Source organism: Streptomyces camelliae (assembly GCF_027625935.1).
Taxonomy (GTDB): domain Bacteria; phylum Actinomycetota; class Actinomycetes; order Streptomycetales; family Streptomycetaceae; genus Streptomyces; species Streptomyces camelliae.
Genome location: NZ_CP115300.1, coordinates 7,223,734 through 7,239,236, shown reverse-complemented (window position 1 = coordinate 7,239,236; position 15,503 = coordinate 7,223,734). Strand labels below are relative to the sequence as shown.

Annotated in this window: 13 protein-coding genes; 2 read left to right on the top strand and 11 right to left on the bottom strand. The window is 73.2% G+C overall.

Translation table 11 applies throughout. The annotated features are described in order from the left end of the window. Window positions 1-22: 22 nt before the first annotated feature. Window positions 23-1,174 carry an acyl-CoA dehydrogenase family protein gene (locus tag O1G22_RS33155; RefSeq protein ID WP_270086616.1) on the bottom strand — a complete coding sequence of 384 codons (1,152 nt, stop codon included), beginning with the start codon at window positions 1,172-1,174 and terminating at the stop codon, window positions 23-25. Window positions 1,175-1,263: 89 nt separating this feature from the next. Here O1G22_RS33155 and O1G22_RS33150 point away from each other — a divergent pair, with 89 nt between their 5' ends. Both O1G22_RS33150 and O1G22_RS33145 read left to right on the top strand, forming a co-directional pair. Next, window positions 1,264-1,911, top strand: a complete 648-nt coding sequence (locus O1G22_RS33150; protein ID WP_225098347.1) for a TetR/AcrR family transcriptional regulator — start codon at window positions 1,264-1,266, stop codon at window positions 1,909-1,911. Between the two features lie 41 nt (window positions 1,912-1,952). Continuing rightward, window positions 1,953-2,663, top strand: a complete 711-nt coding sequence (locus O1G22_RS33145; RefSeq protein ID WP_270084678.1) for an ArsR/SmtB family transcription factor — start codon at window positions 1,953-1,955, stop codon at window positions 2,661-2,663. 77 nt (window positions 2,664-2,740) lie between these two features. On the opposite strand, the gene O1G22_RS33140 is transcribed toward O1G22_RS33145, so the two are convergent. The 10 genes from O1G22_RS33140 to O1G22_RS33095 all read right to left on the bottom strand — a co-directional run bounded on the left by O1G22_RS33140 (window position 2,741) and on the right by O1G22_RS33095 (window position 15,475). After that, window positions 2,741-3,823: a Zn-dependent alcohol dehydrogenase gene (locus O1G22_RS33140; protein WP_270084677.1), complete on the bottom strand. Its 1,083-nt coding sequence runs from the start codon at window positions 3,821-3,823 to the stop codon at window positions 2,741-2,743. A gap of 15 nt (window positions 3,824-3,838) precedes the next feature. Then, on the bottom strand, window positions 3,839-5,227 hold the full coding sequence (locus O1G22_RS33135; protein ID WP_270084676.1) for an aldehyde dehydrogenase family protein: 1,389 nt from the start codon (window positions 5,225-5,227) through the stop codon (window positions 3,839-3,841). A 113-nt stretch (window positions 5,228-5,340) separates the two neighbouring features. Continuing rightward, a complete protein-coding gene (locus O1G22_RS33130) occupies window positions 5,341-6,705 on the bottom strand; it encodes an ABC transporter ATP-binding protein (protein WP_270084675.1) in 1,365 nt (454 codons plus the stop codon). Between the two features lie 218 nt (window positions 6,706-6,923). Next, complete coding sequence (locus O1G22_RS33125) at window positions 6,924-7,655, bottom strand: class F sortase (protein ID WP_270084674.1); 732 nt, start codon at window positions 7,653-7,655, stop codon at window positions 6,924-6,926. Between the two features lie 754 nt (window positions 7,656-8,409). Continuing rightward, the gene (locus tag O1G22_RS33120) at window positions 8,410-8,979 is read right to left on the bottom strand and encodes a hypothetical protein (protein ID WP_270084673.1); all 570 of its coding nucleotides are present in this window, start codon (window positions 8,977-8,979) and stop codon (window positions 8,410-8,412) included. A 96-nt stretch (window positions 8,980-9,075) separates the two neighbouring features. Next, window positions 9,076-10,314 carry an MFS transporter gene (locus tag O1G22_RS33115; RefSeq protein ID WP_270084672.1) on the bottom strand — a complete coding sequence of 413 codons (1,239 nt, stop codon included), beginning with the start codon at window positions 10,312-10,314 and terminating at the stop codon, window positions 9,076-9,078. A gap of 22 nt (window positions 10,315-10,336) precedes the next feature. Further along, window positions 10,337-11,719: a CitMHS family transporter gene (locus tag O1G22_RS33110; protein ID WP_270084671.1), complete on the bottom strand. Its 1,383-nt coding sequence runs from the start codon at window positions 11,717-11,719 to the stop codon at window positions 10,337-10,339. Window positions 11,720-11,843: 124 nt separating this feature from the next. Then, window positions 11,844-14,075 carry a molybdopterin oxidoreductase family protein gene (locus O1G22_RS33105; protein WP_270084670.1) on the bottom strand — a complete coding sequence of 744 codons (2,232 nt, stop codon included), beginning with the start codon at window positions 14,073-14,075 and terminating at the stop codon, window positions 11,844-11,846. Window positions 14,076-14,177: 102 nt separating this feature from the next. Beyond that, on the bottom strand, window positions 14,178-14,795 hold the full coding sequence (locus O1G22_RS33100) for a TetR/AcrR family transcriptional regulator (RefSeq protein WP_270084669.1): 618 nt from the start codon (window positions 14,793-14,795) through the stop codon (window positions 14,178-14,180). A gap of 65 nt (window positions 14,796-14,860) precedes the next feature. Further along, window positions 14,861-15,475, bottom strand: coding sequence for a hypothetical protein (locus tag O1G22_RS33095; RefSeq protein WP_270084668.1), 615 nt, complete (start codon window positions 15,473-15,475; stop codon window positions 14,861-14,863). Window positions 15,476-15,503: the final 28 nt, after the last annotated feature.

Genomic DNA, 15,503 nt, shown 5'->3' with positions numbered 1-15,503 from the left:
CAGATCGGCTACTCAGAACCTCTCAGAACGCCGAAACCCCGGTCAGGGAACGGCCGATGAGCAGCTTCTGGATCTGGCTGGTGCCCTCGTAGAGCGTCATCACGCGGGCGTCCCGCAGGAGTTTGCCGGCCGGGTACTCGTCGATGTAGCCGTAGCCGCCGAAGACCTGCAGGGCGTTGTTGGCGGCGCGGACGGCGGCCTCGGAGGCGAACAGCTTGGCCTTGGAGGACTCGACGGCGAACGGCTGCCCCCGGTCGATCAGGTCGGCGACCCGCCAGGTCAGCAGCCGGGCCGCGTCCACGTCGATGGCGATGTCGCTGATCAGCTCCTGCACCAGCTGGTGGTGGGCGATGGACTTGCCGAACTGCTCGCGCTCACCGGCGTAACGGACGGCCGCGTCCAGCGCGGCCTGCGCGATGCCGACACACCCGGCCGCCACCGACATCCGCCCCTTGGCCAGCGCCGACATGGCCACGGAGAAGCCCTTGCCCTCCTCCCCCAGCAACGCGGAGGCGGGCACCCGGACGTCCTGAAGGACCAGCTCGGCGGTGGCCTGGCCGCGCAGGCCGAGCTTGCCGTGGATGGTGCGGCGGGTCAGGCCGGGCGTGTCGGTCGGCACGAGGAAGGCGCTGACGCCCTTGTGGCCGGGGGCGTCGGTGGAGCGGGCGAAGAGCAGCACGACGTCCGCCCAGGTCCCGTTCGTGATGAACATCTTCGCGCCGTTGATGACGTAGTCGTCGCCGTCACGTACGGCGCGGGTGGTGAGGTTGCCCGCGTCGGAGCCGGTGCCGGGCTCGGTGAGGCCGAAGCAGCCGAGGTACTCCCCCGACGTCAGCCCCGGCAGCCAGCGGCGCTTCTGCTCCTCGTCGCCCCAGGCGGCGATCGTCTTGGCGACGAGCCCGAGGGATACGGAGACGATCCCGCGGACGGAGGAGTCGCCGCGGCCCAGCTCCTCGGTGACCAGGCAGTACGACAGATGGTCGCCGCCGGAGCCGCCGTACTCCTCGGCGACGGTCAGCCCGAGGAAGCCGACCTCGCCGAGCTTCTTCACGATCCCCCGGTCGACCTCCTCGGCCCGGTCCCACGCCACGACATGCGGGGCGATCTCGCGCGCCACGAAGTCCCGGGCGAGCTGCCGTACAGCCTCCTGCTCCTCGCTGAGCTCCAGGTTCACCACGAGATCACCCCACACAGACAGATCTTGAAAGCCGTACATTTAAATTAGCACTGCTAGTTTCCATGCGCAGCCCTACTATGTGCGCCATGGCCCGACCGCGCAAGCCCCTCCTCAGCACCGACCGGATCGTCGAGACGGCCCGGGAACTCGTGGACCGGGAGGGCCTGGCGGCGGTCTCCACCCGCCGGCTCGCCGCCGAGCTGGGGGTGAGCGGGCCCTCGCTCTACAACCATTTCCGCACCAAGGACGAGATCCTGGAGGCGGTCGCGGACTCGGTGAGCGGGCTGGTGGACCTGGCGATGTTCGAGGACGGCCGCGACTGGCGCACCGCGCTGCACGACTGGGCCGTCTCCTATCGTGCGGCCCTGCGCGACCACCCGAACATCGTCCCGGTGCTGGCCAGGGGGCCGGGCCGGCGGCCGGCCGCGCTGCGCCTGGCCGACGCGGTCTACGGCGCGATGGTCGACGCCGGCTGGCCGCCCGCCCAGGCCACCTCCATCGGCGCGCTGATGCGGTACTTCATCATGGGCTCCGCGCTCGGTTCGTTCGCCGGGGGCTTCGTGGACGACGCGAGCGCGTACGACCCCGCCGACTATCCCCACCTCGGCCAGGCCCATCTGCTCGCCGAGCAGCAGGAGAAGATCGACGAGCGGGCCTTCGAGACGGGGCTGACGGCGCTGCTGGACGGGCTGGCGCAGCAGTACGAGCAGGTGCGGCAGGGCGCGCAGCGATAGTTCGGCGGGCGCCGAAGTGTCCGTGCCGCATGCTGGGAGGCATGACTGCCAAGGATCCGCAGGCCGCCGGGCTGGCCTCGCTCGCCTCGCTGATCGCCGACGAGACCCGGGCCACGTGTCTGCTGGCGCTGCTCGACGGGCGGGCCTGGACGGCCGGTGAGCTGGCCCGGCGCGCCGGGGTCGCCGCGTCCACGCTCAGCGAGCATCTGGGCAAGCTGGTGGCCGGCGGCCTGCTCGCCGAGGAACGGCAGGGGCGGCACCGGTACGTCAGACTCGCCGACGCGCGGGTGGCACAGCTGGTCGAGGATCTCGCCGCGCAGGTTCCCCCGGCGGCGCGGCGGACTCCGCACAGCCTGCGCGAGTCGAGCGCGGGCTCGGCCATGGCCCGGGGCCGTACCTGTTACGACCATCTCGCCGGGCGGCTGGGGATCGCCGTCACGGACGCGCTGACCCGCCGGGGACTGCTGCGGCAGGACACGGGGTTCGCGCTCACGGACGCGGGAGTGGAGTGGTTCGGCACAGCGGGCATTCCTCTCGACCCCTCCACCCGGCGTCCGCTGGCCCGCGCGTGCCTGGACTGGACCGAACGGCGCCCGCATCTCGCGGGGGCGGCGGGGGCCGCGCTGTGCCGGCATGCGCTGGATGCCGGGTGGTGCGTGCGGATCGGGTCGGAGCGGGCCGTGCGGGTGACTCCGTCGGGGGAGCGGGAGTTGTCGGCCCTGTTGGGGATCGCTTCGGAGGCGTTGCGCTGAACCCGGCCACGGGGCGGGGTCCACCGCTCCGTGGCCGGGTACGGCCCGCGCGCCGTCGGGGCGTCCCCATCGGAGCGTCAGAACACCACCAGCGCCCGGCCCCCCTTCCCGGCGAGCATGTTCTCGAAGGCGGCCGGGATGCCCTCCAGGGGGATGCGTTCGGTGACCAGGGCGGACAGGTCCAGGCGGCCTTCGCGTACGTGCTCGGCGAGGACCGGCAGGTCGCGGGCCGGGTCGGTGTTGCCGTAGACGCAGCCGGACAGGGTGCGGCCCCAGTGGAAGATCTCCAGGGCGTTGAAGGTGACCTCCTGGTCCTTGCCGCCGATACCGACGACCGTCGTACGGCCGCCCCGGCGGGTGGAGTCCCAGGCGGCGCGGATGGAGACGGCCCGGCCGACGCACTCCACCGCGACGTCCACGCCCTGCTTGCCGGTGAGGGCGCGGATCTCGCGCGGGGTGGTGTCGGAGGCGAGGACGTAGTCCGTGGCGCCTGCCGCCCGGGCCAGTTCCTCCTTCTCCGCCGATACGTCCACGGCGATGATCCTGGACGCGCCCGCGATCCTCGCCGACTGAAGGGTGGCCAGGCCGACCCCGCCCGCCCCGAACACCGCGACAGTCTCGCCGGGCCGGACCTTCGCCGAATGGTGGACGGCGCCGTAGCCGGTGAGGACGGCGCAGCCGAGGAGAGCGGCGTCGGTCAGGGGGACACCCTCCGGGAGCGGCAGGACGCAGGACGCCGGGACCACCGTCTCCTCGGCGAACGCAGCCACGTTCAGGCCGGGGTGCAGGTCGGTGCCGTCGGCGGTGCGGGCGTAGACGTCGGCGGCGCCGTTCAGGGCGTTGGCGCACAGCCAGACCTCGCCGAGCGCGCAGGCGTGGCAACTTCCGCAGGACGGGGCCCAGTTGAGGACCACCGGGGTGCCCGGTGAGACGTGGGTGACGCCCTCGCCCACCGACACGACCGTGCCCGCGCCCTCGTGGCCGAGAACGGCCGGGACGGGTACCCGCATGGTGCCGTTGGACAGGGACAGGTCGGAGTGGCAGACGCCGGCGGCGGCGAGGCGGACGCGGACCTGTCCGGGGCCCGGGTCGGGCAGGTCGATGGCGGTCATCTCCAACTGCGCGCCGACGGCGGGCAGGACGGCGGCTCGTACGGCCATGGGTCGCGTACTTCCTTAGAACTGGAGGGACTTGGTCTGGAGGTACTCGCCGAGTCCGTGCGGGCCGAGTTCCCGGCCGACTCCGGACTGCTTGTAACCGCCGAAGGGGGCGAGCGGGTTGAACCGGCCGCCGTTGATGTCCACCTGGCCGGTCTCCAGCCGGCGGGCGAAGGCGACCGCCTCGGACTCGTCACCGGCCCACACGGCGCCCGCGAGGCCGTACACCGTGCCGTTGGCGATGCACAGGGCGTCCTCCTCGTCGTCGTAGGGCAGGATCGTGAGGACCGGTCCGAAGATCTCCTCCTGCGCGATGGTCATCTCCGGGGTCACGTCCGCGAAGACGGTGGGGCTGACGAAGTAGCCTTTCTCGCGCGGGGATTCGGGGCCGCCGACGACCAGGCGGGCGCCCTCGGCGACGCCCTTCTCGATGTAACCGCGCACCCGTGCCTGCTGCTTGGCGCTGACCAGCGGGCCGATCCGGTCGCCGTACTTGGCGGCGGCCGTGCGGGCCAGCTCGACGGCCTCGTCGTACCGGTCGCGCTGGACCAGCATGCGAGTCCAGGCGCTGCACGTCTGGCCGGAGTTGGACATCACGTTGGCCACGCCGACGTTCACCGCCTTGGCGAGGTCGGCGCTCGGCAGGATGACGTTGGCGGACTTGCCGCCGAGTTCGAGGGCCACCTTCTTCACGGCGGCCCCGGCCGTGGCGCCGATCTGCCTGCCGACGGCGGTGGAGCCGGTGAAGGAGACCAGGTCGACGCCCGGGTGCTCGGCGAGGGCCTGACCGGCGACCGGGCCGAGGCCGGTGACCAGGTTGAACACACCGGCCGGCACGCCCGCCTCATGGACGGCCTCGGCGAAGAGCTGGGCGGTGAGCGGGGTGTCCTCGGCGGGCTTGAGGACGACCGTGCAGCCGGCGGCGAGCGCCGGGGCGACCTTGGCGACGATCTGGTGCAGCGGGTAGTTCCAGGGGGTGATCGCGCCGACCACACCGACCGGCTCGTGCAGGACCGTGGAGTTGCCGATCCGCTCCTCGAAGGAGTGCTGCGCGGCCAGCTCGGCGTAGGACCCGGCGACCGCGATGGGCAGGCCGGCGTGCACCGCCTGCGCGAACTGCTCCGGCGCGCCCAGCTCGGCGGTGACCGTCTCGGCGATCTCGTCCTTGCGGGCCACGAGGGCGTCCCGCAGGGTGGCGAGGCGCGCGGCCCGCTCGGCCGGGGGCGTGGCGGCCCAGCCGGGCAGCGCGGCGCGGGCCGCGCGGACGGCGGTGTCGACGTCCAGCGCGCCACCGGCCGGGACGCGCCCGATGACCTGTTCGTCGGCCGGGTTCACGACCTCGATCGTGTCTGTGCTCTCGGCGGGGCGCCAGGCGCCGTCGATGTACAGGCCGTCATGTGCCTTCATGCTGTTTCCTCCCGGCGGATCCGCGTCGTCCGGCACACAAACTAGCGGCGTTAGTTTTCCCGCGCCACAGATTGCCGGCCGTCGCCGGACATCATCGCCGGGCGGGCCGGTGCTCACGCGTCCAGGTCGGGCAGCCGGTCGGGGGACGGGCAGATGCGGTCGCCGTCCTGGTCGAAGACGAAGACGCGGTCGAGGTCGACGAGCAGCGGGACCTGCATGCCGTGGTGCAGCCGGACGTCCGGTGTGGTGCGCACCACCAGGTCACCGGGAAGGCGCACACCGGACGGCGCGGTGTCGGACGCCGGGCTCCCCGGCGGGTCTTCCGGGTCCTCCAGGTCCTCCAGGACGACGACCGGTCCGGCCCGCAGGGCCGCCCCCGCCCGCCCCCGCAGCCGGTCCAGCATGCCCGGCCCCTCCCTCCTGCGCCGGCGCGGGGGCCGGGCGGCCGGGCGCGGGGCCTCCAGTTCGGGTACGACGGCGGGCCGCGAACCGGTGTTGAAGTGGACGAGGATCTCGTGCCCCTGGAACTCGACATGCTCGACCAGCCCGGTGATCAACGCCTCCCCCGGCCGGGCCGAGTCCCGGTCGGCGATGCGGACCACCTCCGAGCGCAGTCCGACGATGACCTCGCGGCCCTGCTGCACCCGCAGCAGCCGGTGGTCCAGGGAGAGCGGTTCGGGCAGCCGCAGGGCCTGCTTGCCCAGGCCGATGGTCATGGCGCCGTCCAGCGGGGCGCGGACCACGCCCTGGAGCAGATTGATGCGCGGGACGCCGATGAAGGCGGCGACGAAGACGTTGCGGGGCAGTGCGTAGACCTCGCGCGGGGTGCCGACCTGCTGGAGCACCCCGCCACGCAGTACGGCGACCCGGTCGCCGAGAGACATCGCCTCGGCCTGGTCGTGGGTGACGTACACCGTGGTGACCCCCAACTCCCGGGTGAGCTGGGCTATCTCGGCACGCAGCCGGTTACGGAGCTTGGCGTCCAGGTTGGACAGCGGCTCGTCCATCAGGAAGGCCGAGGCGTGCCGGGCGATGGCCCGGCCCATGGCGATCCGCTGCCGCTCACCGCCGGAGAGCTGGCTCGGATAACGGTCGAGCAGGTCTTCCACGCCCAGCATGCGGGCGGTGGCGGTGACGCGCGGGCCGGGGTCGGCGCCGCGGTCCTCGATGCGCAGCGGGAAGCCGATGTTGTCGCGGCTGGTCATGCTCGGGTAGAGGGCGAAGTTCTGGAACACCATGGCGATGTCCCGGGCGGCGGGCTGCCAGTCGTTGGCGCGCTCCCCGTCGAGCAGCAGCTCGCCCTCGTCGATCTCCTCCAGACCGGCGATCATCCGCAGCACGGTGGACTTGCCGCAGCCGGAGGGGCCGAGCAGGACCAGGAACTCCCCCGGTGCGATGTCCAGCGAGAGCCCGTCGACCACGCGCGTGCCGCGTGTGTAGGACTTGCTCACGTCGTGCAGTGAGATGGCGCGTGTCATGCCTGCCGCCCCCGGGGGCTGTCCGGAGCGCCGCTGCTCCGTGGTCCGAACGCCCCGCGCGGTCGTACGGGGCCTGTGGGTCACGGAAGTTAACGGAATGTGCCCGGCCGGGGGAAGACACCCGGGGCCGGCGGGAACGGCGGGGCAGGTGGGGAGCGGAAGCGGAAGCGCGGATTCAGCCGACGGCCGCCGCAGTTCCCACATCGCGGACGGCGGACTCAGGCTCTGCCCGGTTCGCGGACGGCGGTGAGGTGGGCGAAGACGACCACGTTGCCGGCGTAGCCGGTCCGCCGGTGATAGGCGCCGCCGCAGGTGATCAGCCGGAGTTCGGGACGGCCCCGGTCGCCGTAGACCTCGCGGTCAGGGAAGTGCGCCTTCTCGAAGGTGCGGACGGCGTCGACGCGGTACACGGCGGTACGGCCGTCCGCCCGCCGCACCTCGATCAGGCGCCCGGCGGTCAGCTGGGACAGCCCCGAGAAGACCGCGGGTCCGCTGTCCGTGTCCAGATGCCCGACGGCCACAGCGGTCCCCGCCCCACCCGGCGCGGGTCCGCCCTGGTACCAGCCCACCAGCTTGGGGTTGTCGTCGGGCGGCGCGGTCATCCGGTGGTCACGGTCCAGGTCCAGGCCCATCACGGGGGCGTGCACGCTCAGGTAGGGGATGGCGAGTGAGGTGGCGCGGGAGGGGGGCAGGGGGGCGGGGGCGACCGAGGAGGGGAAGGACGCGGCCGGGGCGCGGCTCACCGGCCCGGCGGGGGTGGCGTGCGGCTGCCCGGCCGGGGTCCCGGTCGACGCCGGGGGCGTGGAGCCCTCCCGCCGTGCTTCCGGCGGGAGTTGACCACCCCGGGCATCCGCACCGATGCCACCGGCGCCGGGAGCGGCCTGGTCGACGGCAGGTCCACCGCCGGCGCCCGCACACCGGACACCGCCGGTCAACAGGACGACGGCCACGGCGACCGTACGCAGCAACCGGTAGCCACGGCTCCGACGCCACGGCCGCCGGGTGGGCCGTACCCGGGGCGGGACGGTACGCCCGGCGCCACGGCCGCGCTGCGGCAGTGAGCCGAGCCCCGGGCCGGAGCCTGTACGCCCCCCGAACCCGGCCCCGGGGACCGGCCTCCGTGCAGCAACGGCACCACGGCCGACAGACGCGCCACGCCGGGCACCGGCACCCCGACCACCCCCTGCCGCACGCCCGGAAACCCCACGCCGCCCGGCCCCGGCACCCCGCCCGGCCACGGCACCCCGACCGGCCACGGCAGCGCGCCCGGCCACGACGCCAAGCCCGGACTCGGCACCCCGCGCGGGCGCCTCGCCCCTACCAGCTGCCTCGCCCCTACCAGCTGCGTCGGCCCGGACGGAGGCGCCAGCCCGGACGGCCGCGCCGTCACGGGCGGGCGCGCCGTCACGGGCGGGCGCGCCGTCACGGGCGGGCGCGCCGACTCGACCAGAGGCACCAGACCGGACGGAGACGGCGGCCCAGCCAGAAGCGGCCACACGCGCAGCCGTAGGCGGAGCCACAGCGCTGCGCGGGGCCGAGTCACCCCGCCGGCCCGAGCCCGCCCGGCCGGGCGGTCCGCCGGAGCCGGCCAAGGGCCCCGAGTCGGCCGGGCGGTCGAGGCCGGGCGGGCCGGGGGAGTCGGTCGGTGACCCCGGGTCGGGTGGGGCGTCCGGGCGCGGGGGTGGCGAGGGCCTGCGAGGGTGGTTACGCGGCACCATGCGAGCGGCGGCGGAGGCGGAACCAGACCGCTGTGCCGACGGCGGCCAGGCCCACGGCGGCGGCGCCGATGACCGGGGTGAAGGCCTCGGTGCGGGCCAGGCCGCCGGCGCCGGCCGGCGGGCCGCCGTTCGGCCTGCCGCCCGGGGCGCTCGGGCAGTCGACCTTGAAGACCTTGTGCTTGCCCGCCCCGGTGACGCCCACGACGGTCCAGGTCAGCTTGTACTGGCCGCTGGGCAGCATCAGGTTGGCCGTGGTCGCGGTGCCCGTGGGCAGGGTGAGGGCGCCGGAGAGCGAGGTACCGACGGCGGACGCCGGCTGCGGTGCGATGGTCCAGGTGATCTGCTGGTTCGGGTCGAAGTTGACCGCGTCGAGGTAGAAGCGGCAGACCTTCGGCTGGTTGAGATGCGCGGCGCTCACCGTACCCACCACGTGGATCTTGACGTCTCCGTTGGCACCGGGCGGCGCGGCCACGGCCGGTCCGCCCAGAAAGACGGTTCCCGCGAGGGTGAGGGCCGACCAGGCGGCGGCGCGACGGGGCAGGGACGGCGTCGGCATGAACCACACTCCGAATCGGGCGATTTACATACAAGTTGCGTTACCTGACTCTGTGTCACCTACGCATCCTTCGCCCGGAAGCGGCACCGCGCGTCCTCAGATATCGCCCTTCCGGCTCAACGGCGATCGCGCCCTCCACCGTGCCCCCGCCACCGCCTCCCGCCCCTCCCCCGGCGTCCGCGACCGGACCGCCACCCCCGCCGACACCAGCAGCAACGCCCCCAGCATCACGAACGGCGCCGCCACACCCGCCACCCCGGCGACCAGACCGGCGGCGGCCGGGGCGGCGACCTGGCCGAGCCGGTTGCCGGTCAGCCGCAGGGCGAGCGCGGTGGAGCGGGCCTCATCGGGCGCGGCCTGCACCACGGTCGTCATCGACAGCGGCTGGCCCACCCCGAGGCAGAAGCCGAGCAGCGTGAGGAGTACGCCAAGTGCCCACACCGGCACGGGAAGGGCGATCCCGGCGCACAGCACCGCCGCCAGGAAGCAGGTCACGGTGAGCAGCGCGGGCCGGCCCAGCAGCCGGAGCAGCGGGGTGAGGACCAGGCGGCAGGCGATCGTCGCCCCGGCGCGCAGGCTCAGCAGTACGCCGATCAGCGACGGGGCGATGCCGCGGTGTTCGCCGACGACGGGGAGGTACGCGGTGAGGACGTCCGTGGCGGAGAGGACCGACAGACTGATCAGCATGCCCGCGGGGACGCCCCGGGCGCCCAGGATGCGGCCGACCGGGACCCGGTCGCCTTGCGGGGCGCGGGACGTGACCGTCGTACGGTCCTCGATGCGCCACAGCGAGGTGAAGGCGACGGCCGCCCCCGCGCCCGCCGCCACGAGGGCGCCGGCGCTGCTGCCTGCCATGTCGGGGCCGCTGATCAACGCGCCGGCGGCCACCGGGCCGAGGAGTTGGCCCAGGGATGCGCCGATGGTGAAGTGGCCGAAGTTGCGGTCCTGCTCGTGCGGCGCGGACTGGCGGGCGACGAGCGACTGGGCGCCGATGACGAAGCAGAGGTGGCCGAGGCCCATCACCCCGCTCCAGACGGCCATCGCCCAGAGGGAGTTCACCACTCCACTGAGCGCACAGCCGCCGGAGATGAGGACCACGCCCGCCGGGAGCAGGGGCGCGCACCGGCCGTGGTCGGTACGCCGGCCGAGCGGTACGGCGGCGAAGAGGGGCAGCAGGGCGTACACGCCGGCGATGACACCCACCGCCCGCTCGTCGGCGCCGAGCGCGAGGGCCCGGTAGGAGACGGCGGGCCGGGCCATCGACACCGCCCCCTGCGCGAAGCCGAAGGCGAGGACGAGGCGCAGCAGCCAGCCGCGGTTCCCACCGGGCGCCATGGACCGTTCCCTTCCTGGAGGTTCAGATGATGCCGAAGAGGATTCCTGCCCCGAGCACGACCAGCGATGTCAGGGCGGCCCACTTGACCACGAACCGGGTGTGGTCGCCGAACTCCACCTTGGCCATGCCGACCAGGACGTAGACGGCCGGGACGAGCGGGCTGGACATGTGCAGGGGCTGGCCGATGATCGAGGCGCGGGCGATCTCCAGCGTGGACACGCCGTGTGCCTGGCCGGCCTCGGCGAGCACCGGAAGGATGCCGAAGTAGAAGCCGTCGTTGGACATGAAGTACGTGAGCGGGATGCTCAGCACACCGGTGACGAGGGCCATGTGCGGGCCCATGCCGGCGGGGATGCCGTCCACCAGCCACTTCGCCATGTGGTCGACCATGCCGGTGCCCTGCAGGACGCCGGTGAAGACGGCGGCGGCGAAGACCATGCCGGAGACGTTGAGGACGTTCTCGGCGTGGGCGGCGATCCGGGCCTTCTGGTCGGGCATCCGGGGGAAGTTGACGGTCAGGGCGAGGGCGGCGCCGAGCAGGAACAGCACCGGGATCGGCAGCCACTCCATGATCATGGCGGTGAGCAGGGTGACGGTGAGCAGCGCGTTGAACCAGTACAGCCTGGGGCGGAGCGTCGCACGGTGGGGGTCGAGTCCCCGGAAGCCCTCGGGCTCCTCGGGCAGACCGGCGCCGGAGGCCGAACCCCCGGTGTGTGCCCGCGACGTGTCGGCGCCGGCGCCGACGAGCACGGACTCCCTCTCCTCCACCAGGACCTCGTCCAGCGTGAGGACGCCGAGCCGCTTGCGTTCGCGGCGGCCGAGGACGTACGAGAGGACCAGGACGAACAGCAGGCCCATGGCCAGCGCCGGAATCATCGGCACGAAGATGTCGCTCGCGTCGACCTTCAGCGCGGTCGCGGCACGGGCGGTCGGGCCGCCCCACGGCAGCGTGTTCATCACGCCGTTGGCCATGGCGGCCACACCGGTCATCACGACCAGGGACATCTTCAGGCGCTTGTACAGCGGGTACATCGCCGAGACAGTGATCATGAAGGTGGTGGAGCCGTCGCCGTCCAGGGAGACGATCCCGGCGAGGACCGCCGTACCGACGACGATGCGCAGCGGATCGGCCTTGCAGAACCTCAGGATGCCCCGCACGATCGGGTCGAAGAGGCCGACGTCGATCATCACACCGAAGTAGACGATCGCGAACATGAGCATCGCCGCGGTGGGCGCGAGGCTGGTGACTCCGTCGATGACGTAGTCGCCGAGCTGGGCGCCCTTGCCGACGAACACACAGAAGAGTGCGGGGATCAGCACGAGCGCCGCGATCGGCGACATCTTCTTCAGCATGATCAGGACCAGGAAGGTCGCGATCATGGCGAAGCCGAGGATGGTGAGCATGAGTGGATACCTAACGTTCGCCCTTGAACATCCCACCTGGGGGTCGGCGGTGCGATGACGTTAGGTCCGTTCAAACGGCGTTAACAAGACGTTGACGTGCGAGCAATAAGCGCAAAATTCCAGGTCACAGGCTTGCGGTGAGCTGGACGGGGATGCCGTTCAGGACAGCGTTGCCGGACAGCGGGTCGAGTTGGCTGCCGTCGAGGAGCTGGTTGACGTTGACGCCGGGGCTGCCGGAGGCGTGCCCGAGGCGGGTGCCGGGGCGGTCGTGGCCCCAGCCGTGCGGCAGGCTCACCACCCCGGGCCGGACCCCGTCGGTGACCTCGGCGGGGGCCACCACCTCTCCCCCGGCGCCCTTGACGCGTACGTCCGCCCCGTCCCGGACGCCGAGCCGGGCCGCGTCCTCGGGGTGGATGTGCAGGGTGCAGCGGTTGGAGCCGCCGGTGAGGGCGGGCACGTTGTGCATCCAGCTGTTGTTGGAGCGCAGATGGCGGCGGCCGACGAGGACCAGTCCGGCGGGGCGTTCGCGCAGCGCCGCGCGGAGCCGGGGCAGGTCGGCGGCGATCGGCCCGGGCAGCAGCTCGACCTTGCCGCTGCGGGTCTTCAGCGGCTGCGGCAGCCGGGGGCGCAGCGGGCCGAGGTCGATGCCGTGCGGGTGGGCGAGCAGCTCGGCGAGGCTCAGCCCGTCGGGCCGTACGCCGAAGCCGTCGCCGTAGGGGCCGAGGCGCAGCATCATGTCCAGCCTGCGCTCGGGGCCGCTCTCGCCGGTGAGCCGGGCCGCGAGTTCCTTCGGGTCACGGCCGTACACGGGCGAGTGCTCCTCCTGTACGGCCTTGCCGAGGGTCTGCTCGATGACCATGGTGTCCACCGCTGCCGGGTCGGCGCCGTGCATGCCGGTGGCCGCGAGGATCAGCCGGGCGAGGATCTCGCTCTCGGCCATGCGGCCGGGCTCCAGCGGGACGGCTGGGCGGGTGTAGCGGACCTGGTTGCGCACGGCGAGGGTGTTGAAGGCGAAGTCGTGGTGCGGGCTCTGGGACGGCGGGGGCGGGGGCAGCACGACGTGGGCGTGGCGCGAGGTCTCGTTGAGGTACGGGTCGACGCTGACCATGAAGTCCAGGGACTCCAGGGCCTTGTCGAGGCGGTCGCCGTCAGGTGCGGACAGCACCGGGTTGGCGGCGACGGCGATCAGCGCGCGGACCGGTTCGCCCCGGTCGGTGGCGGCGTCGATCTCCTCCGCCAGCGCGGACAGCGGCAACTCGCCCTTTGCCTCGGGAAGGTGCCGTACCCGGGAGTGCCAGCGGCCGAGGGTGAAGCCGCGGCCGGGGCCCGCCGGGCGCGGGGTCTTGTCGGTGGCGGCCTGCGGGAAGAGGGCGCCACCGGGCCGGTCGAGGTTGCCGGTGAGGATGTTGAGCACGTCGACCAGCCAGCTCGCCAGGGTGCCGTGCGGGACGGTGCAGCTGCCGATGCGGGCGTAGACGGCTGCGGTGGGGGCGGCGGCCAGTTCGCGGGCGAGGGTGCGGATGAGGTCCGCGTCGAGGTCACAGGCCTCGGACACGGCTTCGGGCGTGAAGTCGCCGAGTGCGTCCCGGAGTTCGGCGACGTCCGTGACGTGCGGGGCGAGGTGCGCGAGGTCGGCCAGGTCCTCCGCGAAGAGGGTGTGCGCCATCGCGGCGAGCAGCAGGGCGTCGGTGCCGGGCCGGATCGCCAGGTGCCGGTCGGCGAGTTTCGCCGTGCGGGTGCGGCGCGGGTCCACCACGGTCAGGTGTCCGCCGCGGGCCTTGAGCGCCTTGAGCTTGCCCGGGAAGTCGGGGGCGGTGCACAGACTGCCGTTGGACTCCAGCGGGTTGGCGCCGATGAGGAGCAGATGGTCGGTGCGGTCCAGGTCGGGCACCGGGATGGCGTAGGCGTCACCGAAGAGCAGCCCGCTGGAGACGTGCTTGGGCATCTGGTCGACCGTGGAGGCGGTGAACAGGCTGCGGGTGCGCAGGGCGGCGATCAGGACCGGCGGATAGAGGGCGCCGGCCACGGTGTGGACGTTGGGATTGCCGAGGACCACGCCGACGGCGTCGGGGCCGTGCCCCTCCACGACCGGGCGGAGCCCCGCGGCCACCGCGTCGAAGGCCTCCTGCCAACTCGCCTCGCGCAGACGACCGTTCTCCCGGACGAGCGGGGTGCGCAGCCGGTCGGGGTCGCCGTCGACGGCCCCGAAGGAGGCGCCCTTGGGGCAGATGAAGCCCTTGCTGAAGACGTCCTCGCGGTCACCGCGGGCACCGGTGACCCGGGTGCCCTCGATGGTGAGGGTCAGCCCGCAGGTGGCCTCGCACAGGGGGCAGATTCGCAGGGCGGTGCGGGACACGGGTCCTCCCAGGGGCGGGGCGCGGGCAGCTGGTCCGGGCCGCCGAGCATACCGACCGGTACGCACGGAGGGGAGTCCCCGCGTGCGACTTCCCGGGCGGACTCAGTCCAGCACGCGCCCCAGATACGCCCGCAGCAGCTCGCGCGTCTCGGCGATGATCGCCTCGTCACCCTCCGGATCCGTGCGGAAGGCCAGCTGGACGAGGGCGTCGGCGCTCTCCACGGCGACCAGGAAGACCCGGCGCAGATCCTCGTCCGGGGTGCGGCCGACATAGCCGGAGAGCAGCCGGATCAGCCGGTCGGCGACGCGAGTGTTGGGTTCGGCATGGCGGGTGCCGACCGGTATCTGATTGCCGAAGTCGACCAGCGAGAAGCCGGGCGCCGTGCGTTTCATCGCGAGGTACTCGTCCAGGACGGCGTCCATCGCGGCCCGCCAGTCCCCCGCGCGCGCCTGCTTCAGCCGCTCGGTGACGCGCTCGGTGTAGCGCTCCAGGTTGCGCTGGGCGAGGGCGTCGGCCATCTGCCGCTTGTTGCCGAAGAAGCGGTAGACGGAGCCGATGGGCACACCGGCGCGCAGCGCGACCGCGCGGGTGCTCAGGTCGTCGTAGCCGACCTCGTCGAGGAGTTCGGCGCAGGCGTCGAGGATCCTGGTCAGCCGTTCGGCGCTGCGGCGCTGAACGGGCGCACGGCGGAGCGATGTCGCGTGGGGCACGGGCTTCATGATGCCTCTCCGCCTGCGGTCCGGTGAACCTCACCCTCCCCTACGGAAAACAGTGGTCGATGCACTCATCGCACCGGGGAGCCGCCCATCGTGGGCGCGGCCGACGCCCCGGGACTCCGCGTGGGCGTGTGCGTGGGGCTCTGCACGGGGGCGGTGGGGGTGGCGGTCGGCGCGGGATCCGGGTCCGACACGGTGATGTCGGCGGTGCTCTGGACCGGCTTGCCGTGGACGGCCCACGCGGTGCCGTCGTCGGCGTACAGGCGCGCGGTCACGTGGTGGGTGCCGTGCGGGACGAGGCGGCCGGGCAGGTGGTAGTCCGGGGTGCGCAGCCGGGCGGCCTCACGGCCGTCGACGAAGAGGTACGCGAGTCCGCGGCCGGCGACCGCCGTGCGGCCGGCGCCGGGCCCGGAGCAGTGGAAGTGGCGGAAGGTCAGGCGCACGTCCCAGCCGTCGCGCGGGTCCGGCGTCACCTCGACACCGACCTCGGGTGCGTCCTTCCGGTCGACCTCGCGCAGATGCCGGCCGGACTCGTCGGTGTCGTCCAGGACCTTGCCGACCGGCGAGGGCGACTGCACGCTCGCCCGGGGGTGACCGGTCGCGCAGCCGGCCGCTCCGAGCGGCAGCAGGACGCACACCGCGAGCGCGGTGAGGGTGCTGCGGATCCACGGCGTCGACGGCATGCCCGCGAGAGTAGAACAACGTTCCGGT